22 protein-coding genes are annotated in these 25,729 nt (G+C 65.3%); 10 read left to right on the top strand and 12 right to left on the bottom strand.

What is annotated here, in order from left to right; all coding sequences use genetic code 11:
- Positions 1-25: 25 nt before the first annotated feature.
- On the top strand, positions 26-1,492 hold the full coding sequence (locus tag D3227_RS05615) for an MFS transporter (protein WP_245451659.1): 1,467 nt from the start codon (positions 26-28) through the stop codon (positions 1,490-1,492).
- Between the two features lie 21 nt (positions 1,493-1,513).
- Here the strand turns inward: D3227_RS05615 and D3227_RS05610 are convergent, their stop codons facing one another.
- The 7 genes from D3227_RS05610 to D3227_RS05580 all read right to left on the bottom strand — a co-directional run bounded on the left by D3227_RS05610 (position 1,514) and on the right by D3227_RS05580 (position 8,749).
- The gene (locus D3227_RS05610; RefSeq protein ID WP_120013143.1) at positions 1,514-2,521 is read right to left on the bottom strand and encodes a phosphoglycerate dehydrogenase; all 1,008 of its coding nucleotides are present in this window, start codon (positions 2,519-2,521) and stop codon (positions 1,514-1,516) included.
- 101 nt (positions 2,522-2,622) lie between these two features.
- Complete coding sequence (locus D3227_RS05605) at positions 2,623-3,399, bottom strand: SDR family NAD(P)-dependent oxidoreductase (RefSeq protein ID WP_120013142.1); 777 nt, start codon at positions 3,397-3,399, stop codon at positions 2,623-2,625.
- A 7-nt stretch (positions 3,400-3,406) separates the two neighbouring features.
- Positions 3,407-4,771 (bottom strand): dihydroorotase, encoded by a 1,365-nt coding sequence (locus D3227_RS05600; protein WP_245451658.1) that lies wholly within the window; start codon positions 4,769-4,771, stop codon positions 3,407-3,409.
- Positions 4,746-5,669, bottom strand: a complete 924-nt coding sequence (locus tag D3227_RS05595; protein WP_120013141.1) for a polysaccharide deacetylase family protein — start codon at positions 5,667-5,669, stop codon at positions 4,746-4,748. Before D3227_RS05595 ends, D3227_RS05600 begins: the two co-directional genes overlap by 26 nt.
- A 12-nt stretch (positions 5,670-5,681) precedes the next feature.
- Positions 5,682-6,698 carry an NAD-dependent epimerase/dehydratase family protein gene (locus D3227_RS05590; protein ID WP_120013140.1) on the bottom strand — a complete coding sequence of 339 codons (1,017 nt, stop codon included), beginning with the start codon at positions 6,696-6,698 and terminating at the stop codon, positions 5,682-5,684.
- 36 nt (positions 6,699-6,734) lie between these two features.
- Positions 6,735-7,502, bottom strand: a complete 768-nt coding sequence (locus D3227_RS05585; protein ID WP_120013139.1) for an SDR family NAD(P)-dependent oxidoreductase — start codon at positions 7,500-7,502, stop codon at positions 6,735-6,737.
- Complete coding sequence (locus D3227_RS05580) at positions 7,502-8,749, bottom strand: MFS transporter (RefSeq protein WP_167480608.1); 1,248 nt, start codon at positions 8,747-8,749, stop codon at positions 7,502-7,504. The genes D3227_RS05585 and D3227_RS05580 overlap by 1 nt, the downstream gene beginning before the upstream one ends.
- 343 nt (positions 8,750-9,092) lie before the next feature.
- Between D3227_RS05580 and D3227_RS05570 the strand changes: the two genes are divergently transcribed.
- Genes D3227_RS05570 through D3227_RS05540 form a run of 7 tightly spaced genes read left to right on the top strand, consistent with a single transcriptional unit; the run spans position 9,093 to position 16,235 of the window.
- Complete coding sequence (locus D3227_RS05570) at positions 9,093-9,443, top strand: RidA family protein (protein ID WP_120013137.1); 351 nt, start codon at positions 9,093-9,095, stop codon at positions 9,441-9,443.
- A 32-nt stretch (positions 9,444-9,475) separates the two neighbouring features.
- The gene (gene hydA / locus D3227_RS05565) at positions 9,476-10,906 is read left to right on the top strand and encodes a dihydropyrimidinase (protein WP_120013136.1); all 1,431 of its coding nucleotides are present in this window, start codon (positions 9,476-9,478) and stop codon (positions 10,904-10,906) included.
- Complete coding sequence (locus D3227_RS05560) at positions 10,891-11,805, top strand: nitrilase-related carbon-nitrogen hydrolase (protein WP_120013135.1); 915 nt, start codon at positions 10,891-10,893, stop codon at positions 11,803-11,805. Before hydA ends, D3227_RS05560 begins: the two co-directional genes overlap by 16 nt.
- A 38-nt stretch (positions 11,806-11,843) precedes the next feature.
- The gene (locus tag D3227_RS05555) at positions 11,844-13,142 is read left to right on the top strand and encodes a Coenzyme F420 hydrogenase/dehydrogenase, beta subunit C-terminal domain (protein ID WP_245451657.1); all 1,299 of its coding nucleotides are present in this window, start codon (positions 11,844-11,846) and stop codon (positions 13,140-13,142) included.
- Positions 13,139-14,302, top strand: coding sequence for an NAD(P)/FAD-dependent oxidoreductase (locus D3227_RS05550; protein WP_120013133.1), 1,164 nt, complete (start codon positions 13,139-13,141; stop codon positions 14,300-14,302). The genes D3227_RS05555 and D3227_RS05550 overlap by 4 nt, the downstream gene beginning before the upstream one ends.
- Entirely contained in the window at positions 14,299-15,573 is a 1,275-nt protein-coding gene (locus D3227_RS05545; protein WP_120013132.1) for a Zn-dependent hydrolase, read from the top strand. The genes D3227_RS05550 and D3227_RS05545 overlap by 4 nt, the downstream gene beginning before the upstream one ends.
- Positions 15,570-16,235: a cysteine hydrolase family protein gene (locus D3227_RS05540; RefSeq protein ID WP_120013131.1), complete on the top strand. Its 666-nt coding sequence runs from the start codon at positions 15,570-15,572 to the stop codon at positions 16,233-16,235. Before D3227_RS05545 ends, D3227_RS05540 begins: the two co-directional genes overlap by 4 nt.
- On the opposite strand, the gene D3227_RS05535 is transcribed toward D3227_RS05540, so the two are convergent.
- From D3227_RS05535 to D3227_RS05515, 5 genes are all read right to left on the bottom strand, one after another.
- Positions 16,189-17,682 carry an N-acyl-D-amino-acid deacylase family protein gene (locus tag D3227_RS05535; protein WP_120013130.1) on the bottom strand — a complete coding sequence of 498 codons (1,494 nt, stop codon included), beginning with the start codon at positions 17,680-17,682 and terminating at the stop codon, positions 16,189-16,191. The genes D3227_RS05540 and D3227_RS05535 overlap by 47 nt on opposite strands.
- 23 nt (positions 17,683-17,705) lie before the next feature.
- Positions 17,706-19,247 (bottom strand): trimethylamine methyltransferase family protein, encoded by a 1,542-nt coding sequence (locus tag D3227_RS05530; RefSeq protein ID WP_120013129.1) that lies wholly within the window; start codon positions 19,245-19,247, stop codon positions 17,706-17,708.
- Between the two features lie 20 nt (positions 19,248-19,267).
- A complete protein-coding gene (locus tag D3227_RS05525; protein WP_120013128.1) occupies positions 19,268-20,239 on the bottom strand; it encodes a D-2-hydroxyacid dehydrogenase in 972 nt (323 codons plus the stop codon).
- A gap of 10 nt (positions 20,240-20,249) precedes the next feature.
- Entirely contained in the window at positions 20,250-21,158 is a 909-nt protein-coding gene (locus tag D3227_RS05520; protein ID WP_120013127.1) for a dihydrodipicolinate synthase family protein, read from the bottom strand.
- 64 nt (positions 21,159-21,222) lie between these two features.
- On the bottom strand, positions 21,223-22,641 hold the full coding sequence (locus tag D3227_RS05515; protein ID WP_245451656.1) for an MmgE/PrpD family protein: 1,419 nt from the start codon (positions 22,639-22,641) through the stop codon (positions 21,223-21,225).
- A gap of 184 nt (positions 22,642-22,825) precedes the next feature.
- Between D3227_RS05515 and D3227_RS05510 the strand changes: the two genes are divergently transcribed.
- Together D3227_RS05510 and D3227_RS05505 are read left to right on the top strand one after the other, a co-directional pair.
- Entirely contained in the window at positions 22,826-23,713 is an 888-nt protein-coding gene (locus D3227_RS05510; protein WP_120013337.1) for a LysR substrate-binding domain-containing protein, read from the top strand.
- A 192-nt stretch (positions 23,714-23,905) separates the two neighbouring features.
- The gene (locus D3227_RS05505; protein WP_120013125.1) at positions 23,906-25,561 is read left to right on the top strand and encodes an ABC transporter substrate-binding protein; all 1,656 of its coding nucleotides are present in this window, start codon (positions 23,906-23,908) and stop codon (positions 25,559-25,561) included.
- Positions 25,562-25,729 lie beyond the last annotated feature (168 nt).

Genomic DNA, 25,729 nt, shown 5'->3' with positions numbered 1-25,729 from the left:
TCAACATACATATCTGGAGACTCGAATGACTCCCGCCTATTCCCCAAACCCGGCCTGGCACTCTCCCCGTTCCATGGCGCGCGCCGGAGGCCTGCATGGATTCGGCGTCTACGTGCTGCTCGCCGGCGCCTTCCTGCCGATCGCCGATTTCTTCATCGTCAACGTGGCACTGCCGACGATCGCCGCTTCGCTGAAGGCAACCCCGTCCGCACTTGAGCTGGTGGTGTCCGTCTATGGCGTGGCCTATGCCGCCATGCTGGTGCTGGGCGGCAGGCTTGGCGATCGTTTCGGCCGCCATAGCCTGTTTCTGGTTGGACTTTGCGGTTTCATCCTGGCCTCGCTGGCCTGCGGCCTGGCACCCAGCATCGAAGTCCTCATCACGGCCCGCCTGGTGCAGGGCGCAACGGCGGCCATGCTGGTGCCCCAGGTGCTGGCGACCTTCCAGGCGACGCTGGAAGGCGAGCGCAAGACCCGGGCCATCGCGCTTTATGGCGCGACCTCCGGCATTGCGGCGGTCGTCGGCCAGCTCGCCGGCGGACTGCTGGTCAGCGCCAACCTGTTTGGCACCTCCTGGCGGCCGATCTTCCTGATCAACATCCCGCTCGGCATTATCGTGTTCTTCGCCTCGCGGCTTGTCGTGCCGGCCAACCGCTCGCCGCACCCGGCCGGCATCGACCTGCCCGGCACCGTGCTTTTCGCTGCGACCTTGACCGCACTTTTGGTGCCGCTGACCGAAGGCCATTCGCTCGGCTGGCCTGCATGGACCTGGATGATGTTGGCTGCAGCCGTGGTGCTTGCAATCCTGACCGTCATCGTCGAACGGGCGACCGAGGCGCGCGGCGAGGTGCCGCTGCTGCCGCCGTCATTGCTCAAGCTGCCCTCGATGTCGCGCGGTCTCGCCATGATCACGCTGTTCAGCGTCGGCTTCGGCGCCTTCATGTTCGTCTTCGCGCTCACCGTCCAGAACGGACTCGGCGCCAACGCATTCGAAAGCGGTCTCGCCATCCTGCCGATGGCGATCATGTTTTTCATCGGCTCCATGGTCAGCCCGCGCATGATCAACCGCTTCGGCCGTGGAGCTCTGGTAGCGGGCGGCATCGTGCAGGCGCTTGGCCTGGCCCTGCTGGTCGCAATCATGGTCTTGGGCTGGCCGAATGTGAGCCTGATCGAACTGGCTGGGCCGCTGATGCTGATCGGCGCCGGACAGTCGATGCTGTTTTCAGGTCTGTTCCGCGCCGTGCTCGCCGATGTCCCGGCACACCTCGCCGGCGTCGGCAGCGGCGTTCTGATCACGCTGCAGCAGTCCGGCCTGGCACTCGGGGTCGCAACCCTCGGCACCTTCTATCTGGCACTGGAGCCGGCGAGCATTTCGAAGGCCTTTGGCATCGTCATCGCAATCCAGTTCGCGATCATCGTCCTGCTGGTACTGGCCACCGGACTGCTGCCCCGCTTCACCAGGCACCAGGTCAGCGCCCATCCCGTGGAAATGTGATGCCTCGGCGTGCCCGGGCGATCAGCGAGATGCTCGCCCGCGGCCGTCGGCGACGACACAGCCGCTAGGCGGGTCTTTGCCGTTCAGCACCGCGATCACGCATTGCGCCGCAACCATGTTGGTGCGCGCCAGCCCTTCGACCGAGGAGGCCGCCGAATGGGGCGAGGCCACGACATTGGGCAGCGCGATCAATTCGTCGGACACGGATCTGTAAGCGGCGTCGGTCTCGCTCAAGAAGACGTCGAGGCCGGCGCCTGCGATCGTGCCGCCCTTTAACGCCTCGAGAAGATCCCGATCCTCGACCAGGCCGCCCCTTGCCGTGTTGATCAGCACCGCGGTCGGTTTCATCAGCGCCAGCGTGTCCTTGTTGATCAGGTTGCGCGTCGTCGGCGAGAGCGGAGCATGAAGGCTGACATAGTCGCTTTCGCGAAGCAGCGTATCGACATCGACATAGGTGATGCCGTTCGCCTCGGCATAGGCTTCATCCACCGTCCGAGCGGACACAAGGATACGCGCCTCGAAGCCCTTGAGCCGCTGGACCACGTTGCGGCCGATACGGCCGAGGCCGATCAGGCCGACCGTCTTGCGGTACAGATCCGAGCTGATCAATATCGTCCAGTTGCCGGCAACCATGTTCATCTGTGTTTCGCGCAGCCGCCGGCCAACGGCCAGCATGAGCCCAAGCGCATGGTCGGCGACCGAGGCATCGTTGCCGCCGGCCGCGATCGTCACCACGCGGCCGAGTGCGCGGGCAGCCTCCACATCGACCCGCTCGTAGCCGACGCCGCGGCGCGCCACGATCTTGAGTTCGGGCAAGGCCTCGAGCAATTCCCGCGTCACCCGTGCGTGGCCGACGATCCATGCGTCGGCGCCGCTCAGAATACTCACCAGCTGGTCGTGCGAGAGGTTGCCGTCGCCCTTGACCTTCGAGGCTTCGGCAATGTTGACCTCGCAACCATTCGCCTGCAGATAGTGGGTCGTTTCGTCATCGAAGAAGCGCTGGGTGACAACAACGCGAGGGGTGGCCATGGGATGCTCCGAAAGTGCAGAGGAGCGCGCTTGCGCAAGAGACCTCACTTGATCGCCTGCCATGAAGAGACAGGAGAGATCAAGTCTGATTGCTTCTTCCGTCAGCCGGCCATCCAGCCGCCGTCAACCATCAGGTTGATGCCGGTGACATAGCTTGCCATGTCGCTGGCAAGGAACAGGGCGGCGCCCGCCACATCGTTCGGACTGCCGAGCCGCGGCCAGGGTGTGCGGCTGCGTGAATAGTCGAGCGCGCCGGGGTCGTTGGCGACGCCCGGTTTGCCGGTGATGATCTTGCCGGGCGCAATGGCGTTGCAGACGATCAGGTCGTCGGCGTGATCGACGGCGATCTGTCGCGTCATCTGCACGATGCCGCCCTTGCTCACCGAATAGGGAAAATCGCCGGGGCAGGCGACCATGCCGTGCTGCGAGGAAATGTTGATGATGCGGCCGCGCACGTCATTGACGGGTTCTTGGGCAAGCATCTGCATCACCGCGCGTTTGCAGCAGTAGAAGAAGCCCGTCAGGTTGACGCCGATGACGCGGCTCCATTGTTCGGGCGAGGTTTCGATGAGGTTGGTGCTGGTGTAGATCGCCGCGTTGTTGACCATCACGTCGAGCCGCCCGAAGCGGGCGACGGTGGCAGTGACCAGCGCATCGACCGCGTTCCAGTCGGAAATGTCCGTCGCGCTATGCATCGCCGTCCCGCCGCTCGATTCGATCAGGGCGGCGGTGCTCTGGCCGCCGCCCTCGATCGGCGTCTCGACGGTGTCGGCGATGATCACCGCGGCGCCCTCCGCCGCGAACTTCAAGGCGATCGCGCGGCCGATGCCCGAGCTAGCGCCGGTGACGATCGCAACCTTGTCTTTGAGGAGGGCCATTACTTGCTCAGCTTTCCCGAGTGACGATCTTTCCCTGCGCCAGGCCAACCAGCCTCTGGTCGCGCACGATCTCGTGGCCGCGCAGGAAGACGTTGGTCAACCGCGCCTTAACCGTCCAGCCGTCGAACGGCGTGTACGCCGCGCGGGAAACTTGCTCCGCATTCGAGATGGAACTGGATTGTCGCGGGTCGACGATCAAAATGTCGGCGTCATAGCCGGCAGCGATCCGTCCCTTGCGCCGGCCGAGGCCAAAGCGCTCCGCTGGATTACGCGCGCACAGGCGCACCACATCGGCAAGTGTGATGAGCCCGTCGTCGACGAGTTTCAGCATGGTCTGAAGCAGCGTCTGCAGCCCCGGCATGCCGCCCGGAATGTCGGTGAAAGCCGCGTAGCTGGCTGCTTTCTCGGCCGGAGCATGCGGAGCATGATCGGTGGCGACGAAGTCGATCAGCCCGGCCTTCAGCGCAGTGCGCAGGCGCTCGACGTCCTGCTGCGACCGCAAGGGCGGCGAGCCCTTCAGCCTGGCGCCTTGCGTCTCGTAGTCCTCGGCGCTGAAGAACAGGTTCTGCGGCGTCGTCTCGACGCTGGCATCCGCCCTGTCGCGCAGCCGGCTCCAGGCCTCCACGCCCAGTTCCGAGTTGATCTGCCGGACATGGACACGCGTCCCCGTCCTGGCGGCGGCAAGCACCGCCCGCCTTATGCCGCCGGCTTCCGCCTGCGGCGGCCGGCTGTCGAGAAAGGCCGCGATGCTTCCCGCGTGGTTGCGTTCAATGCTGCTGGCCAGGATGGATTGATCGCCAGGCGAAATGCCGATTAGCGTGTCGGCCCCAGCGAAACTCCGCAGAGCCCCGGCAACCGCATCGAAGGTTGGAAACAGGAAGTCTTCGGGCACATCAGCGGTGAACAGTTCGAACGAGACAGGCGCCAACTCGAGCAGGCTAGGGATGAGCGACAGGTCGTGGCTGACCACCGCCTGCAAGCCAACATCGACATGGATGCGGCCGTCGGCCATCGCCATCTTGTCGCTAAGCTGTCTGGCGGTGGCCGTCCATGGTTCGTCGGTTGGCATGTCGAGCACCGTCGTCACGCCGCCGAGGGCCGCGGCATGCGTGCCGGAGGAAAAGTCCTCCTTGTGCGTCAGGCCTGGTTCGCGCAGATGCGCGTGGGCATCGACCAGGCCAGGCAGCAGCAGGCTGCCCGAAGCGTCCAGCACCGTCTTGGCTTCTGCTCTTTCGCCAGGTGGAAGGAGCGTCGCGATCTTGCCGCCGGCGATGCCGACGTCGCGCCGGTCGAGCCCATCGGCATTCACGACTGTGGCGCCCCTGATCAGCGTCTCGAACATGCCGTCAGCCGCGCTGCTCGCAGCGCGCATGGTTCTCGAGCCAGAAGCGCGCGATATCTTCGCACCGCATGAAGGCGGCGGCCGGGTTCTGCTTCACATGTTCGATCACCTCGCGCAGCCCCGACGCCCGGTTGGGCTGGCCCATCCAGCGGGCGTGGATGCCCATCGTCAGCATGCGGCCGCCGGTCTCGTCCGCTTCGTCAAGCATGTAGTCGATCGCCGAGCGGCAATCCTCGGCGAAGTCGCGCGGATTGCTGTAGCCTGGCGCCACCAGATAGCGGCTGTCGTTGAGGGCCTTGGAATAGGGCACGACGAGGATCTCGGTGCCCTGATGGTCGAGGAAATAGGGCAGGTCGTCATTGCAGGGATCGGAGTGGTAGAGAAAGCCACCCTCCCGCACCAGCAGGTCGCGCGTGTTGACGCTCGGAAACGAGCGGCAGTTCCAGCCCAAAGGCCGCCTGCCCATCAGTTTCTCATAGAGCGCCACCGCCTCGCGCAACTGGCGCTCTTCTTCGCTCCGCTCCATCGTCGTGTAGTCGACCCAGCGCAGCCCGTGGCCGAGCAGGTCATGTCCCCGCGCGTTCATCCATTCGACCACCGCCGGATTGCGCTCCAGGGCTACGGCGCAGGCGGAGATGGTGACCGGGATCTGATAGCGGTCGAACAGCCGGGCCAGCCGCCAAACCCCGGCGCGGCTGCCATATTCGAAATGCGTCTCGGTGCCGAGGTCGCGCACCGGCGGGCTGCTGGCGAGATTGTATTCGCCCCAATTGTCGTTGCGGCCGTCCTCGAGCCAGGAATACTCCGAGCCTTCCTCGTAGTTGAGCACCAGGTTGATGGCGAGCTTGACACCGCCCGGCCAGGTCATGAAAGGCGGATGCGGCCCGTAACCGACGAAGTCGCGTGGCTGCTGGTGATCGGTCGGCATCGGCTGTCCTCCTCAGGCTTCGTTGGCGGCGATCCAGTCCATGTAATCATGGAAGGCCTGCCTGGCCGGCCTCGGCCGCCAGTCCGTGTCCCGTTCGATCCGGGCAAGGTCGTATTCGCCCCACATGCCCGTCTTCAGCGCCGGGTTCATGACGATGTTGGCTCCCTCGGTCGCGCTGACCTCGGCCTTGAGGCCGGGAACGCGCTCGGCCGCCCAGCCGATGAAATCGCCGACCGTTGCCGTTGTGCCGCTGCCGATATTGTAGTGCCGGTAGCGCAGGTTTTTGGCATCGAGCAGCGCCATGATCGCCTTGGCGACGTCGCTCGACAGCACATAGTCGCCGAGCGGCTCAAAACTGATTGGCCGGATCGTTTCGCCCGCCAGCGCCATATGCGCGACGCGGTTCGGCAAATGACGGACACTGCGGCTGCCGGTGACGCGGTCCATCGGGCCGTAGACCGACGACAGCCTGACCGAAATGGCCGAAAGGCCGAACAGGTCGGCGTAGCGGTTGGTGACCATCTCGGCCGCGAATTTCGAGATGCCGTAGAGCGTCAGCGGCGCCACATAGCCGTCCTCGGGCAGCGGCTCGCCGTTCCAGTCCGGCCCGTTATGCCGATAGACCGAACCGGAGCTGACGTAGACGAAGCGCTTGATGCCGGGACGGCTGCGCGCCCATTCCAGCATGCGCACCGTGCCCATCAGATTGACGTCGACAATCAAAGCCGGATCGTGGGCCTCCGGCTGCATCTGCGGGTCGCTCGGGCGCGAATTCGGCGTCACCGTCGCACCGTGGACAATCCCGGTGATGTTTTGCGCATCGAGCGCTGCCGCCCAGGCGGCAGGCTCCAATATGTCCGCCGTCAGCACGGTTAGGCGGTCGCGCACCGGGGCGAAGAATGTCTCTGCGATCGCGTCGAGCCCCGAGCGATCCAGGATCACGGCGCGGGCTTGCGGGTCGCGGTCCAGCCATTCGCGCGCAACCACGCTCATGACAAAGCCGGTGCCGCCGGTGACAAGCAGGGTCATGGGAACTCCTTTGAACGTGAATGAAGAGTGTCGAGGTCAGCGTGTCGCATAGCCGCCGTCCACGAGCATGTCGGAGCCGGTGACGAAGGATGCGTCCGACGACAGCAGGAAGGTCGCCGCCGCGGCGATCTCATCCGGCTCTGCGATCCTGCCGAGCAGATGGGCGGGACCGAGACCTGCATTGGCCGCATCGAAGTCTGGAAATCTGCGCAACAGCCGCGTGGTCGCCACCGCACCGGGCGACAGGCTGTTGACGCGGATCTTGTCGGGCGCATGGTCGACCGCCATCGCCTTGGCGAGATGGATCAACCCGGCCTTGGCGGCGCAGTAGGCAACGGCCCTGGTGGTGGCGACGCGTCCGAATTGCGAGCCGATGAACACCACCGAGCCGCCACCGCCTGCGGCGATCAATGGCACCGCGAACTTGCTCATCAGGAACGCGCCTGTCAGGCTGACGTCGAGCTCGCGTCGCCATGCGCTCTCATCGAGATCGACCACGGTGGCGTTCGTCGACGGTGCGGCGGCGTTGTGCACCAGCCCGTCCAACCGGCCGAAGCGCTCCTTTGCGATGTCGACGGCGCTGCTGGCGGAGAGAGCGTCGGTTACGTCACAGCGGCAGCCGATCGCTGAAGCGCCAAGCCTGTCGGCAAGCGCCGTTGCAGCCCCGGCATCGTAGTCGGCACAGACCACGCTTGCGCCTTCGGCAATGCAGCGCTGGGCGATTGCCGCGCCAATACCGCTTGCGGCACCCGCGACCAGGACAACATTGTCTTTCAGGCGGTTCGTCGCGGGATTGTTCGTCATCAGACCTGGTCCTCGACAGCTTGCACGATCGGCGTCGCGACCGGCCGGCGCAGAAGATTGTAGCAGGCCGCAAGCGTGACCAGCACCGCGCCGCCGCCAAGCAGCAGGAACATCGCCGGCGGCCCGATATGCGCCATCAGTCCGGCGGCAACGCCCGGCGTCGCGACATTGCCGATCGAATAGAGCAGAAGCAGCGTGCCGGACGCTGCGACCATGTGCCGGCTATGAAGTTGCGATGCCCCGAACGCCATGGCCACCGGATAGATAGTCAACGCCATGGCGCCATAGACGAAGAACAGCACGAACAGCAGCGGCACCGAAACAGCTCCGACCCAGGCGATCATGGCGCAGGCCGTCACCGATACCAGCCCTTGCACCAGCAGGATCAGGCGTCGGTCGAACCGGTCCGACAGCCAGCCGACGGGGGTCTGCGCGACCATGCCGGCAATGCTTATCGTGGTCACCAGCCAGACCGTCGCCGCCGCCGACAGTCCGATCTGCGTCCCATAGATGGGCGTCAGCACGAAGACATTCATGTTAGTGATGCCGCCCTGGAAAATGGCGACGACCGTCACCGGCGCCAGCCTGAACAGCGCCAGCGGCCCGAGCCTTCTGTCGGCTCCGGTCGTCTGCGCCGGTTCGGCCGGCACCGAAGGCAGCGCCGGCCAGCGCCGGCCGGCGAATTTGGGGACGAACGCCAGAAGCACCATCGCCGCCGCGACGGAAAACAGATGCGGTGATGTCGGACCGACAAGCGCGACAAGGATCTGGCCGAGCAGCACCGCGATCGCCGTCGTCAGCATGTAGATCGAAAACATCGCGCCGCGATTGTGCTGCTCGGCATAGAGGTTGATCCAGCTCTCGCAGATCACGAACATCGAGGCCATCGACATGCCGCCGAGCAGTCGGAAGCAGAACCAGCTCGGCACGAAGTCGGTGAAGACGAAACCGGCAGCTGACAGCAGTGCGGTTGCAAGGATCAGCACGAATGTTCGCTCATGGCCGTAGCGGGCCACCAGCGGGCGCGTCACCAGGCATCCGATCAGGAAGCCGATCGGATAGGCGGTCAGCACGATCTGCACCATGTCAGGCGCGATGCCGGGCTTGCCCAGATAGAACGAAACCGCGGTCGTCAGCATGGCGCTGCCTATGCAAGCGAGACAGATGCTGACCATGATCGGCAGCATGGCGCGGGAGCGCTCGGCGTTCCGCCACAAGCGCATCGCGGATTGAGCGATCGATCCCATGAATGCCGCTGTCGGCCGGCTACGATGCGCGCCGGCGACGGGAGACGAGCCCGACAATCGGCCCGGGCACGACAATCGGCGCGGCCCAGACAATCGGCACGGCATCGTCATGCATTACGGCGGCTCCCCCTTGGCGGTGCCGCTGATCCGCGGCTGGTTGCAGAAGCTATACCCCGCCAAGCGCGCCACAAACGAAGATTGACACGGCTATGACCTTAATTTTTTTGGCCATCCTTGTCACGGAAAGCAGCACCATGCCGCTTCCCAGGCTTTACAGTCGTTTTGTCCGCTCCGTACCATGGTCAATCTGCCATGATCGAAAGCCGCCAAGGGAGAAAACTGCATGACGATCGAACGTCTTGAGAACGGCCAACGCTTCTGCCGGGTGCTTCGCCACAACGGCACCGTCTACGTCGCCGGCCTGACGGCGGACGACCTTTCCGGCGACACCACCGCGCAGACCAAGCAAATCCTCGCCAAGATCGATGCCCTTCTGGCCAAGGCCGGCAGCGACAAGTCGAAGCTTTTGAGTGCCCAGATCTGGCTGCGCGACATTGCCGATTTCGAGATGATGAATGCGGCATGGGACGCCTGGATCGACCGCAGCGCCATGCCGGTGCGCGCGACGGTGGAGGCGCGCCTCGCCGGCGATCAGTACCGCGTCGAGATCATGGTCACAGCGGCCGTCGGCTGAGGGGCCTGTCCGCGAAGGGGGCGGCAAAACCAATGCATGAGCTGGTGATCAAAGGCGGTCGCGTTGCCCTCGACGACGATTTTGCCGAATGCGACATCGGCATCGACGAAGGCCGGATCGCTGCTATCGGAACAGGCCTGGCCGGTCAGTCCCAGCTCGACGCCGGCGGCCATTGGGTCATGCCCGGCGGCATCGACGCCCACTGCCATCTCGACCAGCCGGTCTGGGGCGGGGCGGGCAATGCCGACGACTTTGAGTCCGGCACCATCTCGGCGGCGTTCGGCGGCACGACCTGCATCGTCCCGTTCGGCATGCCGGGTCCGGACATGACCACGATTGGCGCCGTGGATCGCGCCCTCGACCGTGCCGCGGGCCGAGCGGTGATCGACTACGGGCTGCATGCCGTGGTCACGATGGGCACCGGTTCCGATGTCGAGGAACAGCTTGCGCAGCTCGCCGGCCGCGGCATCGCCTCGGTCAAGCTGTTCATGACCTATCAGGGCTTCGCGGTCGACGATGATCTCTTCTTCAAGATCCTCGACGCCGCGCGCGGCCTCGGCTGGATCGTCATGGTCCATGCCGAGAATGACGCCGCCATCCGGCGCACGCGCCAACGGCTGATCGATCTCGGCCGCACCGACATACGCTACCATGTCGTCGCCCACAGCGAGACCATGGAGCGCGAGGCGACGCATCGCGCTTTGGCCTTCGCCGAAATGACCGGCGCGCGCATGACCATCGTCCATGTCTCCTCATGGCAGTCGGCCGAGGAGATTGCGCGGGCGCGCACGCGCGGCGTCGATGTGGTCGCCGAGACCTGTCCGCAATATCTGTTCGTCGGCGCGGCCGATCTTGACCGTCCGGGCAAGGATGCCGCCCGTTTCGTTTTTTCGCCGCCGCCGCGCTCGCCCCGCAGCCAGGAGCATCTATGGCGGGAGCTGATCGATGGCGGTATCGACCTCTGGTCCTCTGACCACTCCCCCTATTTTTTCGCCGACAAGGTCGGCAGGGCCGAGACGCCCGGCTTCACCACGACGCTGAGCGGCATTCCCGGCATCGAGACCCGCCTGCCGCTGCTGTTCTCGGAAGGGCTGGTGACCGGTCGCCTCACGCTTGCCCGCTATCTCGATCTCACGTCGCGCAAAGCGGCGTCGATCTATGGACTAGCGCACGCCAAGGGCAGGATCGCAGTTGGGCTCGACGCCGACCTGGCGATATGGGACCCCACGGCGCGCTGGGCGCTTGGCCATGCCGCCCTGCATTCGCGCGTCGACTTCACGCCCTACGAGGGAAGAAACGTGACCGGCAAGCCGACGACGGTGCTGGTGCGCGGGGTTCCGGTGATTGCCGACGGCGTGCTTCGGTCGCAGCCGGGCTTCGGCCGTTTCGTGCCGCGCACCGCCGCCGATCCGGCTCAATCTGGAAAACCTGTCGAGGAGACGACGCCATGGCTAGATGCCTGACCATAGCGGTCTGCCAGACCGGCCCCATCCAGCGCAGTGCCTCGCGTGCCGAGACTGTCGGCCGCCTTGTCCATCTGCTGGAGAAGGCCGCAGCCGCCGGCGCGGAGATCGCGGTCTTCCCCGAAATGGCGCTGACCACCTTCTTTCCGCGCTGGCGCATCGATGATACCGCCGAGATCGAGTCCTTCTTCGAACGGTCGATGCCGGGGCCGGAAACGCAGCGGCTCTACGATGCCGCAGCCCGTCTCAAGGTCGGCTTCGCACTCGGGTACTGCGAGCTCGCGCATGAGGACGGCCGCACTCGCCGTTTCAACACCATGGACCTCGTCGGACCGGACGGCGTTTTCATCGGCCGCTACCGCAAGATGCATGTGCCGGGCTCAGCCGAGCCGGAAGAAGGCACGACCACGCATCTGGAACGCCGCTATTTCGAGCCGGGCAATCTCGGCTTCCCGGTTTTCGACTATCGCGGCGTCCGCGTCGGCATGGCGATCTGCAACGACCGCCGCTGGCCGGAAACCTACCGGATGCTGTGCCTGAACGGCGCCGAAGTCGTGCTGCTCGGCTACAACACGCCGCTGCTGCTCGACGAGGCGCCGGCGCTGGCGCATCTGCGCATGTTCCACAACCATCTGCCGATGCAGGCCGGCGCCTACCAGAACACGCTCTGGGTCGCGGCCGCCGCCAAGGCCGGGCTCGAGGACGGCCAGGCGTTGATCGGCGGCTCTTGCATCATCGCGCCGACAGGCGAGATCGCCGCACAGGCGCTGTCGCTCGAAGACGAAGTCGTCCTCCATCGCGCCGATCTCGACCTGATCACGACTTGTCGAAAGGTGAATTTCGACTTCGCGCTCTATCGTCGCCCGGATCAGTATCGCTTGATCGCGGAACAGGTCTGACGCCGGTGGGCCTCAGTCAAGCCAGTCGGTTGCAACGCATGGAACGGACTCCGTCCGATCCCTTGTCGTTGAGCGAGATCGTCGAGAACGGGCTGTGCATCGGCTGCGGACTTTGCCGGTCGCTTGCCGGTCTCGGTGCGGTCGAGATGGTCATGACGCCCGAAGGACGCGAGCGGCCGGTGGCCCGGCAGGCGCTCGATATGTCGACCTTGATGCGGATCAATGCTGTTTGCCCGGGAACGCGGATCGCGGGTCCACCACCGGCGCAGGCAAGCGATGCCAGGTTGATGGACACCGTCTGGGGTCCCGCCGAACGGCTGGTTCTCGGTAGCGCCGGCGATCCGACGGTGCAGTTTCGCGGCTCGGGCGGCGGCGTGCTGACGGCTCTTGGCCAGTTCCTGCTCAACTCCGGACGCGTGAAGTTCATCCTGCATGTCGCGGCATCGCGGTCGGCGCCGATGCGCAGCGAACGCCACCTGAGCTTCGACGCCGCCTCGGTGCTCGAAGGCGCCGGCTCGCGCTATGGGCCTGCGGCACCACTGGTGGATTTCAGCGAAATCCTCGACCGTTGCGAGCCCTTCGCGCTGATCGCCAAGCCCTGTGACGTCACCGCGGTGCGCAATCTGGCGCGGCTCGATCGGCGCGTCGACGAGTTGATGCGCTATGCGCTGGCCTTCGTCTGCGGCGGCGCCTCCGACCTGTCGAAATCGGAACAGGCGCTGCAACGCTTTGGCCTCACCGAGGACGAGCTCGCGCTGTTCCGCTACCGCGGCCATGGCAATCCCGGCCTCAACCGGATCGAGACCAGGGACGGCCGCGGCTTCGAACTCAGCTACCGGCAGCTGTGGGAAGACGAGGACAAGTGGATGATCCAGCCGCGCTGCAAGATCTGCCCCGACGCGATCGGGCAGGTGGCGGATATCGCCGTCTCGGACGCCTGGCTGAATGGCGGGCCGGCGGTCGAGGATGAGCCGCTCAACGGCATCATCGTGCGCACCAGGCGCGGGCTGGAGCTGTTCGATGCGGCCGTTGCCGCCGGCGCGCTGACGACCAAGCGCGAGACCAGCTTTGCCGAGCTCGGCGAACTGCAATCGCATCAAGTGCGCAAGCGCCGTGCCGTGTGGGCGCGGCTGAAGGGCGTCGAGATCGCCGGCAAGCCGGTGCCTGTGGTGACTGATCTCGCCTTGGAGGATTGCGCTCGGCAGAATGCGCCGGCCGACAATCTCGCCGAGGGCCGCGGCGCCCGCGACCGTGCCCGGCGCGGACGCCTGGGAGAGCCGCCTGCCGTATCGCGTGACGATGCCGGTGCAGCCATGTTGAAGGAAGGGTTCTTGTGAGCGCCGCCGAGCAAACCGAGGTCATCATTATTGGCGGTGGCATTGCCGGTGCCGGCGCCGCCTTTGAGATTTCGCGCACCAAGAAGGTGCTGCTGCTCGAGCGGGAAAGCCATTGCGGCTACCATACCACCGGCCGCTCGGCGGCGAGTTTTACCGAAAACTACGGCAATGGCGTCATCCGCCGCATCGTGCTGGCAAGCCGTGCGTTCCTGACCGAGCCGCCGGCCGGCTTCTCGGACTACCCGCTGCTCAGCAAGCGCGGCATGATCACCGTGGCGCGCAGCGATCAACTCGACCTGTTGCATCAGGAGCTGGAGTCGGCGCAGGCGCTGGTTCCCTCGATCGTCGCCATGACGCCTGCCGAGGCGATTGCGCGCGTGCCGGTGCTGCGCGCCGACTATCTCGCCGGGGCCTACATCGAACCGCATTCGATGGACATCGACGTCAACGGCCTGCATCAGGGCTATCTGCGCAACGCCCGCTCGCGCGGCGCGCGGGTCGTCACCAATGCCGGCGTCAAGGCGATCAGCCGCCAAGGCGGCCAATGGCGGGTCGAAACCCAGGCAGGAACATTCCTCGCGCCGCTTATCGTCAATGCCGCCGGCGCCTGGGGCGATGAGGTCGCCGAATTGGCCGGTGTGCGCCCGATCGGCTTGCAGCCGAAGCGCCGCACCGCCTTCAACATCCCGGCGCCCGACGGCGTCAGCATCACCGACTGGCCTTTAGTCAACGATGTCGGCGCCGAATTCTACTTCAAGCCCGATGCCGGCCAGTTGCTGGCCTCGCCGGCCGATGCGACACCGTCGGAGCCGATGGATGCCTATCCCGAGGATATCGATGTCGCGATCGGCGCCGAGCGCCTCGGCCAGGCGACCACGATTGAGGTGCAGCGCGTGTCGCGTTCATGGGCCGGCCTGAGGACCTTCGTAGCCGACGGGTCGCCGGTCGTCGGGCCCGACGACGAGGTTCCGGATTTCGTCTGGCTGGTCGGGCAGGGCGGCTACGGCATCAAGACCTCACCCGCGCTATCGCGCGTCTGCGCCAGCCTGATGGCGGGCGGCGGCCTTCCGGATGATGTCGCAAGGCAAGGCGTCGCGCTTGCGGACCTGACGCCGCAACGGCTGCGAAGCGCTGCCCTTCGGAAAGCTTCCGCGTCATGACCAGCCTGACGGCGGGCGGCAGGCTGGCCGGGCAGGTGCTGGAAAGGCTGGCCGAAGCCACCACCGACGCACCGGGCATAACCCGGGTCGCCTACGGTCCGGGTGAGCGGCTTGCCCATACAATGGTCCGCGACGAAGCGGAAAAGCTCGGCGCATCGGCGCGTGTCGATGCCGCCGGCAATCTCTATCTGACGCTGAAAGGCCGCAACCCCGATCTGCCGGCGATCGTTATCGGCTCGCATCTCGACAGCGTACCGCATGGCGGCAATTTCGACGGTGCTGCCGGTGTCGTCGCAGGGCTTGCGGTGATGGCCGAACTGGTCGGTCAGAACATGCAGCCCGCGCGCGATCTCATCCTGTTGGCGACCCGGGCCGAGGAGGCGGTGTGGTTTCCGCTGTCCTATCCCGGCAGCGAGGCGGCGCTGGGTCTGCTGAAGCCGCAGGCGCTGGAAGCGCGGAGATCGGACAGTGGCCGGACACTGACCGAACATATGCGGGAGGAAGGCTTCGATCCCGACGCTGTCAGGCGCGGCGTTGCCGGTATCGACGCCGGCCGCATCGCCGCCTTCGTCGAAGTCCATATCGAGCAGGGTCCGCGCCTCGTTGCCGCAGACGTGCCGGTCGGCATCGTCACCGGGATCGCCGGTGGATTCCGCTATGTCGATGCCAGGTGTCTCGGCGCCTATGGCCATTCGGGCGCCGAGCCGCGCTTTGCCCGGCATGACAGCGTGCTGGGTTTCGCCGATCTGGTCACCGGCCTGGAAAAAGAATGGGACGCGCTCGAGCGCGAAGGCCATGAAGCCACCATCACCTTCGGCCGGGTGGAATCCGATCCGAGCCAGCATGGCGGCAGCCGCGTGCTCGGCGAACTTCGCTTCACGCTCGATGTGCGCAGCGCCGACGCCGCCGTGCTGGAACGGATCGAGGCGCGGCTTCACGCGCTCTTCGCCGAAGTCGGCGCCAGGCGCGGCGTCACCTTCGAAGCCGGGCCGCGCTTCACCTGGGAGCCCGCAACCATGTCGCCGACACTGATCACGCGGTTGGACTGCGCCGCCAGCGATCTGCGGATGCGCGTGCCGCATGTGCCGAGCGGCGCGGGGCACGACGCGGCCACCTTTGCCGCCGCCGGCGTCCCGACCGCCATGCTGTTCGTGCGCAACGAGAACGGCAGCCACAATCCGCATGAAGCGATGGACATCGCCGATCTCGACCAGGCGATCCGTCTGCTTTTTCGCTTCGTCACCGACTACGACAATTTGGAACAGCCATGAACCTTGCCACGACCGCCTTGCTCGTCATCGACCTGCAGAACGAATACCGCCCCGGCGCCGCGTGGCCGGTCGTCGGCTATGACACAGTGCTCGACAATGCCGCCCGCTTGATCGCCGCGGCCCGTGCGGCGGGAGTTCCGGTCATCCACGCCCAGGCCTGGGTGAAGCCGGAGGAGCGCGATGGCTATGCCAGGCAGGAGGAAATCCTGACCGAGGAATTTCGTTCGGCCGTGGCCGGCAGCAATGGCGCGCAGATCTGCGCCGAGGTGGCGGCGTTGCCGGGCGACATCGTCATCCACAAGCACTGGCCGAGTTGCTTCCGCAGGACCGATCTCATGCAGCGCCTCGCCGACCTCAAGATCGAAAGCCTGATGGTCACCGGCGTGCTGACCGACAGCTGCGTGAGCGAGAGCGTCTTCGACGCGGTCTATCAGGGTTTTCGGGTCTGGCTGGTCAAGGAGGCCTGCGGCAGCATGACCGAGGCCATGCACCGCACCGGGATGCTCGACATGGCCAACCGCCTCTATGGCGGCGGCATCCTTCGCATGCCAGAGGCACTGAAGGCGCTGGTCGGCCAGACCTTCGACGGCTGGCGTTGTACCCGGCCGGTGGAATTCACCTACACGCTGGAAACCGTCGACCGGCTCTACGAAGCGCTGTGATGGGCTTCGTTGAGGCGGAGGGCTTGAGGACCGCGCCCGGCAGCGCTCCAGTCGCCTTGCCGTCGCGCCATACGGATACGCCATTGACGAAGACATGCTCGATGCCGGCGGCGGCTTGGCGCGGCTCTTCGAAGGTCGCGGTGTCGATGACCGTCTGCGGGTCGAAGATCGTCAGATCGGCGAAATTGCCGACCGCCAGCATACCGCGTCGGTCGATTCCGAATTCGCAAGCGGGCAAGCCGGTCATGCGATACACGGCCTCCTCCAGGCTGAACAGTCCGACATCGCGGGCATAGTGGCCAAGCACGCGCGGAAAGGTACCCCACAGGCGTGGATGCGGGTGGATGTCGTGCGGCAGGCCGTCCGAGCCGATCATGGTGCGCGTATGGGCGAGGATGTTGCGGACATCCGTTTCGTCGAGCTGGAAATAGACGGCGCCCGCGGGCAGCAACCGCTGGCCCGCCTCGCGTTCGGTGCAATTCCATTCCCGGGCGATGTCGGCAATTTCGCGCCTGGCCATTTCGGGATGCGGCGTGGACCAGGTGATGAGGATCTTCAGCCCGGTATCGCAGCGCTCCAGCCTGAGCACGGTCGAGCTCGCCGCATAGGGATAGATATCCATGCCGATGTCCATCGTCTGCCGCGCGCGGTCGATGCGCTTGAGCGAGGGCCGGCTCTTGCCGAAATTCGCACGGCCGGTGCACTGATGGTGCGAGATGACCAGCTTGCCGCCGGCATGGTCGGCGATGTCGATGGCCTCCTCGATCGCCTCGTCCATTGTCTCGAAATAGTTGCGCGTATGAGTCACATAGGGTCCGCCGAGGCTTGCTGCTGTGGCTGCCAGCGCCTTGACCTCTTCGGTCGAGGAGTTGACGGCCGGCGGATAGTCGAGACCGGTGCTGAGCCCGAAGGCGCCCTCGGCCATCGCCTGCGCGACGGCTTCCTGCATCAGCGCCGTCTCCGCTTCATTGGCCGCACGGTCAGTCACCGGCATAACGCGCTGGCGCAAGGTCGTGTGGCCGATGAGCAGAGCCGCGTTGGTGGCGATGCCGCGCTGCCTCAGCTCGGCGACGTAGTCGGCAAAACGCTCGAAGCGGAAATTCTCCTGGCCGCCGACCAGCGTGAACGGTGGCGGCGGCGCACTGTCCAGCAGCAGCGGGGCGAGGCTTATGCCGCAATTGCCGGCGATCACCGTCGTCACGCCCTGGCTGATCTTCGGGTCCATGCCGTGCGGCGCCAGCAGCGCGCCGTCATCATGGGTGTGCACGTCGATGAAGCCCGGCGCGACGATCTTGCGTGAAGCGTCGATTTCTTGCACGCCGCGCGCATCACCTAACTCGCCGATGGCGGCGATCCGGTCTCCGGCAATGGCAAGATCTGCCTCGAAACGCGCCGAACCGTCGCCTGAAATCAAGATCGCATTGCGCAGGATGAGGTCATGGGGCATCAGGCATTTCCTCGTTCCGCCGCCTAGCCTTCCGGATTGGCAGCGATCTCTTCGCGGCGGCGTGCGACATAGGTGTCGAGCTCCTCGCGGATCGCAGCGTCCATGGCTGGCTCCTCATAGTCATGCAGTGCCTGCTGCCAGAGTTCTGTCGCGCGTTCGAGCGCGTCCTTGCCGCCCGCTTCCTGCCAGGCGCCATGGTTTTGCCAGTTGGACAGCATCGGCTGGTAGAAGGCGGTCGTGTAGCGCGACATGGTGTGCTCGGCGCCGAAGAAATGGCCGCCGGCCGGCACGGACTTGATGGCTTCGAAGCCGAGATCGTCCTCCTGGAACGGCAGCGGCCGCAGGAACTCTATCATGTTCTGCAGGATCTCGACGTCGAGGACTAGCTTCTCATAGGAAGCCGTCAAGCCGCCCTCCAGCCAGCCCGCCGCGTGGTAGATCAAATTGGCGCCGCCGAGCACCGCGCCCCATGTCGCCATCTCGGTTTCGTAGGCCGCCTGCAGGTCGACCACGTTCGACGCATTCGCATTGGAGGTTCGGTAGGGCAGCTTGTAGCGCCGTGCCAATTGTCCGGCGATGATGTTGGCCTTGGCATTCTCCGGCGTGCCGAAGGCCGGCGCGCCCGACTTCATGTCGACATTGGAGGTGAAGGCCCCATACATCACCGGCGTGCCCGGATTGACCAACTGCGTCAGCACCACGCCAAACAGCGCTTCCGCATTCTGCTGGCAAAGGGCTGCCGCGAGCGTCACCGGCGTCATCGCCCCCATCAGGGTGAAGGGCGTGACCGTCACCGGCTGGCCGTGCTCGGCCATTGCGATCAGGCCCTCGGCCATGGCGTCGTCGAACAGGCGCGGCGAATTGATCGATATGATCGTCGTCACGCCCGGCGACGTCCGCATCTCCTCGACGCTGATGCCGCGCGCGATCGCCATCATGTTGATCCCGTCCATCGCCCTGGCGCGGCCGATCGCCGTGCAGTGGAAGGAGAGATCGCTCAGCGTCAAATTGGCGTGGTAGGTGTCCAGATGGCGCGAATTGGCCGGCAGCTCCATCGGCGCAACCACCTGGTTGCCGATGATGTGGATGGCGTTGAAGTGGTGCGCCAGCCGGATGAAGTTCTGGTAGTCGGGCAGATTGCCCTGGCGGCGCCCATTGATCCGGTCATGCACGTTGGGCGGGCCGGCCACCAGCCCGAAGACCAGCGAATTGCCGCCGAGATGGACCTGCTTCTCAGGATTGCGGCTGGTCAGCGTGAAGGACGACGGAACCGCCCGCAGCGCTTCGGCCACCAGGCTTTCATCCACCCTGATGGTCTTGTTCTCGCGGTCGACGATGGCGCCTGCCGCGGCGAACAGGTCCATCACGCGATCGCTCATGACGCGGATGCCGAGCTCCGACAGGATGCGCATCGACGTGTCGTGCAGCCGCTCAATCCGCTCCTCATCCAGAAGCTGCATGGGCGGGTAGGGGTTCTCCACATGTTGCCACGGCAGCTGCGCGATGCCGCCGCCGCCGCGTTCCAGTCTCGACCTGCGGCCGCCGCCGCGCCTGTCCTGTGACATAAGACTGCCTTCCTCCCGGCTCAGTAGCCGCGCTCCGGATTGACCACGTTCTCCAGCGGCGCGCCGCTGCGATAGCGCGTCAGATTGTCGGCGAACATGCGCACCGACTTGACGTCCCAGCCGTCATAGATCGCCGCGCAATGCGGGGTAACGGCGACGTTGTCGTAGCCCCACAAAGGATGGTCGGCCGGCAGCGGCTCGGTCGCAAAGACGTCGAGCGCGGCGCCCTTGATCGTCTTGCCGTCGAGGGCTTCGAGCAGCGCGACCTCCTCGACCACCCCACCGCGCGAGATATCGATGAGCACGGCGGAAGGCTTCATCGCGGCAAACGCCGCCTTGCCGAGCAGGCCGCGTGTGCTGGGCAGCAGCGGCACGCAGCAGACGATGAAATCGGCGCGTCCAGTAAGCGCCAGCAGAGCGTCTGGCCCATGCACCTCGTCGAGGCACGGCATGGGTTTTGGACGCGCGCGAATGCCTAGCGTGTGTAACCCCATCGCCTGTGCGCGGCCTGCGACGGCCGTGCCCGTCTTGCCCAACCCGATGATAAGAGCCGTCTTGCCTTCGATCGGCTCGACGCGGCCTCCGCCACCCCAGAGGCGCGCCTGCTGGCGGCGTTCAAAGCCGCGCAAGTCGAGCGAGAAGGAGAGCATCGCGCCAAGCGCGTATTCCGCCAGCATGCCGGCGGCGACGCCCGCGGAATTGGTGACGGTCAGCCGTTTCGGATCCCAGGGCCCGAGGTGATCCGTGCCCGAGCCGCCGACGGAGACCCATTTCACCGTCGGGCTTTCGCTTAGGGCCTGGCGCGGATATCGCGGCGTGCCGTCGAAGCGGACGGAATAGACAACTTCCGCCGCCACGCGCTCGATCATCTGGGGAAGAGCGGCGTAGCTGTCGCAGGCATGGACCGCGAGATCCGGGTGCGTCTCCTTGAGCACGGCAAGTGCTGCTTCCGGTCGGTCGGTATGCAGGATGACGGACGGGCGAGGGGACATGATGCCGGTCTCAGCTCCGGCCGATGTGATCGGCCGAAGGACCGAGCGCGGCGAGCAGTTTCTCGCCGCTTTCGAGCGTCGCATTCTCATGCGGCGCGCGCAGGTTCAGCCAGCGCCTGTCGCCGGAGCGCACGGCAAGCACTGCCTTCATCGCCGGGATCAATCCGGCATCCTGGATCACCTTCCGGAACGCCTTGATCGCCGCGTCCGCTTCGGCAAAATCCTTGTCGGCACGCGCCGCATCGTAGACCGCCCGGATGGCCGCGGCATTGAGGTTGACGGTCGCAGAGATGCAGCCCGCCGAGCCGCTGGCGAGGCCTTTGGTCAGCTGCGCTTCCGAGCTCGGGAAGACGGCGACCTTTGGTGCTGCTGCAATCACCGCCGCCGTGTTGTTCCAGTCACCGGCGCTGTCCTTGTAGGCGACGACGGTGTCGGGAAACGCTTCGCTCAGTCGGGCGGTCAGGGCCGGGCTCACCGGCACGCCGGAATTCTGCGGGATGTGGTAGAGGATCATCCGCATCGCAGGGTTCGCCACCTTCTCGATCAGTTCGCCGTAGTAGCGGGCCTGGCCGTTGTCGCCGGCGGCGGTGTAAAAGAACGACGGCAGCACCATCACCCCGGCGCAGCCGAGACCGACCGCATGCGCCGACAGTTCGACGGTTTCGGGCAGCGCCGTGACGCCGGTGCCGGGCATTAGCCGTCCCGGCGAAATGCCGGCCTCGACCAGCCATTCCAGCGCCTGCATGCGTTCGCGCGACGAAACCGACAGCGCCTCGCCCGTGGTGCCGAAGGGCGACAGGAAATGCGCGCCCTGGTCGAGCACCCATTTGGCATGGGATACCCAGAGATCGCGGGCGATCCTGCCGTCATTGTCGAACGGCGTCAGGATCGGTGCGATGGTTCCTTGCGGGCGGGTCATGGATGTCCTCTGTGCGTGATGGTGTTCGGTGCGGTGTCCGACCACCGCTACTGCCGTCCGGCTACTACCACGCTGGCCGCTGGAGCATCTTGGTGATCACCGGAGGATCGTAGAGCAATGGCGAGAGATCGGAGAAGAGGCTGTCGCGCTCGCCGAGCGAGAGCACCGCGTCGCGGATCGCACCGGCGCGGCCCTGTCCGAGCACAGGCGATGCGAATTCCATGTATTTGGCCTCGATTTCAGCATCCGCCAGCGGCGCCTCCGGCCCGCCGCGCGCATGGACGTCGCCCGACATCAGGACCCGCCCGTCGGTCGTGGTGATGACGACGTCGGCCCAGCGGCCTGCCGGGAAGCGGGCACTGTGCCGTTCGGACTCCGAGACCGTGATGCGGCTGAGCATATCGGCGACGGCAGCATTCTCGAGCCCGTTGCCGGAAATGTGCTCCAGCCCGATGCGGCCATGCATGACGAAGGTCGCAACGGCGAAGCGCAGGCTGTACTGCGCCTTCGACGTCGTGTCCGGCATGCCGTCGAACAGCGTTGCCGCATAGTGGAAGCTGTTGACCTGAATGTGCTTGATGTCGGTCGGCGCGAGATGATGCGCCAGGCAAAGCCCGCGCGTCGCGTCGATGGCCGCATGCGCCCAGCGGCAGATCGGATAGGGCTTCACATACTGGTGCAGCACCTGCCAGAAGGCGCCGAGATCCTGCCAATGCGATGCGACTTCGGGTGCCTCGACCGTGATCGCCGGCGCGCCGGTGAAGCCGCGTTCGGCAAGCACGGCGGCGGACAGCCCGGCCAAGGCGCCGATCCCCGAGCCGTCATGCAGCATCGTCGGGGTGGCGATCTCGCGCATCATCTGGCTGCGCGGGCCGTGATATTCGGCAATGCCAAGCGCCTCGCGCAGTTGCCCGTCGCTGAGCCGCCGCAGGCGCGCTGCAACGGCCGCCACGCCGAGCGCATTCCAGGCGCCTGAGGTGTGGTAGTCCGACACGGTCGCATGCAGCGCGATGCCGGCCCGGCCGGCGACTTCGTAGCCGACGACCAGCGCCGCCAGCGCATCCGGGCCGGTGAGGTCGGGCAGCGCCTCGGCAAGTGCCGCCAGCGCCGGCACCACCACGACGCCGATATGACCCTTGGTCGGGCTGTATCCGTCATGACCGTCGAGATTGTCGATCTGGGTCGCCGCCGCATAGGCAGCACCCGCTATGCTGACGCGGCGGCCGTCGAACAGCATGCGCGCCGAATGCTGTGGGTCGCTCGCGCCGTAGAGCAAGGTTGCGGCGTCGCGAGCGATCCTGCCCGCTTCCATCGGGCCGGCCGCAATGGCAATCCCGATCGTGTCCAGTAGCAGGTAGCGCGCCTGTTCCAGCACCGCTGTCGGGAAAACCGAAGCTGGCCGCCGCAACACGAAGTCGGCCAGGCGAACGGCAATTTCGGCACTCGCATCAGGCCCTTCACGCCGATGGGGCGACACTGCCACTGGCTCCACTCCCTCTGTCGTCACGACATCATTAATTTGGGTCCATCGCACATTCACGCAATTAGTTTGGCGGCTTTGGCCAAAAATATCTACGTCTCGTCGCCTGCGCGCGATTGAACGGCGGCCCGTCCGTGGGATACCTATCCCCGTAGGATACCTCCCACATATGTCGCAGGAGTTCGAGATGAAGCCGCCGCCCCCTCTGAACTATATCCGCTCCTTCGAGAGTTCGGCCCGTCATCTGAGCTTCACCTTGGCTGCCAAGGAACTTGGCTACACGCAGGCAGCGGTCAGCACGCATGTCCGCTCGCTCGAGCACTACATCGGCCGGCAGCTGTTCATACGCTATCCGCGCAGCCTCAAGCTGACCGAGATGGGCGAGGCGTTCCTGCCGACTTTGCGCCAGGCGCTCGATCAGATCGATCAGGCGACGGAGGCGATCGTCACCTCGTCGCGCAACCGCACGGTGGTCGTGTCCTGCCCGATGAGCCTGGCGGAGAACTGGCTGGCCGGCTGCATGGCCGCCTTTCGCAAGAAGCATCCCGAAATCGAGATCGTGCTGCATGGCACGATCTGGGAGGATCTCAGCGAACAGATCGCTGACATTACGATTTCGACGCGGCGTTTCGACGACCGTCCGCCAGCCGGCATCCCGCTTTGGAATGACGATCTGGTTTTGCTCTGCGCGCCGGCACTGCTGGGTGGCGAGCACGCGCTGAAGGTGCCGGAGGACATCCTCAAGGTGGACTGGATCTTCGTGCATGGCCGCCAGGAATACTGGCAGGTCGTTACGTCGGCGCTTGGCGTCGACATGGAGGATTACGACAAGGGCCTGACCACGAACGCCTCCAACATCGCGCTCGAACTGGCCGCCATGGGGGCCGGGCTCGTCGCCACCCAGCGCTCGCTTGCCCACGCCTATTTGCGGCGAGGACTGCTCGTCGAACCGTTCCCGATCCGGCCGCCGAGCCCTTGGAATTACTACCTCACAGAGAACCAGCTTTCGAAGGGAACCATCGCGCGCACGGTGCGGGAATGGATCCTTTCACGCGCCCAGGAGGACAGCGCCTGAAGTGTCGATTGTCGGGGATCGCCTTCGCACGAAAAAATTTGAGACGTCAATGGCATTGTTTTATTAGGCCTCAATAGCCGGTTTTCTGCGGTTTGCTCGGGCTTGAGCCCTTCCGGGATTTTTGCATCGCCTCTAACATCCTCGACGCAATGGGGAATGTAACGGGCGGAAAGCCCAAACCGGAGAATCACAATGACGATTTTCAAGAGCAACGGTGACCGCGTCCCGGCCGTCATCGAAAGCTACGCGGACGAAGTCAAAAGCGGCAGGATGGATCGCCGCGAATTCCTGGCTATGGCGAGCGCGATGGGCGCCTCGACGGCCCTTGCATACTCGATGGTCGGCATCGCACCCGCCCGGGCCGCTGCCCCGGAACCGGGCAAGAAGGGCGGCATCCTGAAGATGCAGATGATCATCAAGGACATGAAGGACCCACGCCTGTGGGATTGGTCGGAAATGGCCAACGTGATGCGCCAGTGCAATGACTACATGATCCGCTACACCACCGACTTCACCTTCGAGGGCCATCTGATCGAGAGCTGGGAGGTCAGTGACGATGCCACCGAGTACACGCTGCATGTGCGCAAGGGCGTGAAGTGGTCGAACGGCGACGAGCTCAATGCCGACGACATCGTCCACAACATCGAGCGCTGGTGCGACAAGGCGGCCGAGGGCAACTCGATGGCCGGCCGCATGGGCACGCTGATCGACCCGGCCACCAAGAAAGCCATTGCCGGCGCCATCACCAAGGTCGACGAGCATACGGTGAAGCTGAAATGCAGCCAGTCCGACGTCACCATCATTCCGGGCATGGCGGACTATCCGGCGATCATCGTTCACCGCAACTTCGACAAGGATGGCGCTGACATGACGAAGACGCCCGGCACCGGTCCGTACGAGCTCATCTCGTACAAGGTCGGCGAGTCGGCCTCGGTCAGGCGGCGCAAGGACTTCACCTGGTTCGGCGGCGAGACCTATCTCGACGGTGTCGACTGGACCGATTACGGGTCGGACGCTTCGAACCCCGCCATCGGCAGCGCCTTCGAGGCCGGCGAGATCGACTGCAACTATCAGACGGTCGGCGGCACCGTGGACCTCTACGACAGCATGGGCCTGGTCAAGGAATCCGTCGTCACCGCCGGCACGATCGTGCTGCGCACCAATGTGACCAACAAACCCTATGACGACAAACGGGTGCGCAACGCCATCCAGCTCGCCGTCGACAACGAGACCGTGCTGAAGCTCGGCTACAGCGGCCTTGGGCAGGTCGCCGAAAACCACCATGTCTGCCCGATCCATCCGGAATATTTTGAATTGCCGAAAGTGCCGCGCGATCTGGCCAAGGCCAAGGCGCTGATGACCGAGGCCGGCCAGATGGATCATGAGTTCGAGCTCATCTCCTACGATGCCGACTATGTGAAGGATCCTGGCGATGTCGTCGCCGCGCAGATGCGGGAAGCCGGCTTCAAGGTGAAGCGCACCATCATTCCCGGCACTTCGTTCTGGAACGACTGGACAAAATATCCGTGGTCGACCACCGAGTGGGGCATGCGTCCGCTCGGCGTGCAGGTGCTGGCGCTTGCCTATCGCAGCGGCGAAGCCTGGAACGAGTCCGGCTATGCCAATCCCGACTTCGACAAGAAGCTCAATGCCGCACTTGCCGTCGCCGATCCTGCCAAGCGCAAGGAGCTGATGAAGGACGTCGAGTTTATCCTGCAGGACTCAGGTGTCCTCGTGCAGTCGTTCTGGCGCTCGCTCTACCGTCACCACGCTGTCTATGTGAAGAACCTCAAGATGCATCAGACCTTCGAGCTGCAGCTGGATAAGGTCTGGCTCGACAAGGCATAGCGAGCCGTCGCGATGGATGCCCAGGGGTGCCCCGGCGCCCCTGGGTTTCGCCGGACGCACCAAACGGTTCGCGCTCGGCACTAGCGGTCGCAACTGCTAGCACTTTCCTTGAGGAGCAAATTCGACTGCAGCATCGGCCCAGTCGACCATGGCAACACAAACTGGCAA

The sequence above is a fragment of the Mesorhizobium waimense genome, assembly GCF_003601975.1.
In the GTDB taxonomy this organism is placed as follows: Bacteria; Pseudomonadota; Alphaproteobacteria; order Rhizobiales; family Rhizobiaceae; genus Mesorhizobium; species Mesorhizobium waimense.
The sequence above is the reverse complement of the archived record's forward strand: the minus strand, read 5'-3'. Positions and strand labels throughout refer to the sequence as shown.

Bases quoted from the DNA above. Each gene is read 5' to 3' on its own strand.
- D3227_RS05530 (WP_120013129.1), bottom strand. From the start codon at position 19,247: ATGTCACAGGACAGGCGCGGCGGCGGCCGCAGGTCGAGACTGGAACGC.
- D3227_RS05590 (WP_120013140.1), bottom strand. From the start codon at position 6,698: ATGACCCTGCTTGTCACCGGCGGCACCGGCTTTGTCATGAGCGTGGTT.
- D3227_RS05585 (WP_120013139.1), bottom strand. From the start codon at position 7,502: ATGACGAACAATCCCGCGACGAACCGCCTGAAAGACAATGTTGTCCTG.
- D3227_RS05560 (WP_120013135.1), top strand. From the start codon at position 10,891: ATGGCTAGATGCCTGACCATAGCGGTCTGCCAGACCGGCCCCATCCAG.
- D3227_RS05555 (WP_245451657.1), top strand. From the start codon at position 11,844: ATGGAACGGACTCCGTCCGATCCCTTGTCGTTGAGCGAGATCGTCGAG.
- D3227_RS05595 (WP_120013141.1), bottom strand. From the start codon at position 5,669: ATGCCGACCGATCACCAGCAGCCACGCGACTTCGTCGGTTACGGGCCG.
- D3227_RS05520 (WP_120013127.1), bottom strand. From the start codon at position 21,158: ATGACCCGCCCGCAAGGAACCATCGCACCGATCCTGACGCCGTTCGAC.
- D3227_RS05540 (WP_120013131.1), top strand. From the start codon at position 15,570: ATGAACCTTGCCACGACCGCCTTGCTCGTCATCGACCTGCAGAACGAA.
- D3227_RS05600 (WP_245451658.1), bottom strand. From the start codon at position 4,771: ATGCGCGCTGCGAGCAGCGCGGCTGACGGCATGTTCGAGACGCTGATC.
- D3227_RS05610 (WP_120013143.1), bottom strand. From the start codon at position 2,521: ATGGCCACCCCTCGCGTTGTTGTCACCCAGCGCTTCTTCGATGACGAA.
- D3227_RS05535 (WP_120013130.1), bottom strand. From the start codon at position 17,682: ATGCCCCATGACCTCATCCTGCGCAATGCGATCTTGATTTCAGGCGAC.
- D3227_RS05525 (WP_120013128.1), bottom strand. From the start codon at position 20,239: ATGTCCCCTCGCCCGTCCGTCATCCTGCATACCGACCGACCGGAAGCA.
- D3227_RS05505 (WP_120013125.1), top strand. From the start codon at position 23,906: ATGACGATTTTCAAGAGCAACGGTGACCGCGTCCCGGCCGTCATCGAA.
- D3227_RS05615 (WP_245451659.1), top strand. From the start codon at position 26: ATGACTCCCGCCTATTCCCCAAACCCGGCCTGGCACTCTCCCCGTTCC.
- D3227_RS05545 (WP_120013132.1), top strand. From the start codon at position 14,299: ATGACCAGCCTGACGGCGGGCGGCAGGCTGGCCGGGCAGGTGCTGGAA.
- hydA (WP_120013136.1), top strand. From the start codon at position 9,476: ATGCATGAGCTGGTGATCAAAGGCGGTCGCGTTGCCCTCGACGACGAT.
- D3227_RS05580 (WP_167480608.1), bottom strand. From the start codon at position 8,749: ATGGGATCGATCGCTCAATCCGCGATGCGCTTGTGGCGGAACGCCGAG.
- D3227_RS05570 (WP_120013137.1), top strand. From the start codon at position 9,093: ATGACGATCGAACGTCTTGAGAACGGCCAACGCTTCTGCCGGGTGCTT.
- D3227_RS05605 (WP_120013142.1), bottom strand. From the start codon at position 3,399: ATGGCCCTCCTCAAAGACAAGGTTGCGATCGTCACCGGCGCTAGCTCG.
- D3227_RS05510 (WP_120013337.1), top strand. From the start codon at position 22,826: ATGAAGCCGCCGCCCCCTCTGAACTATATCCGCTCCTTCGAGAGTTCG.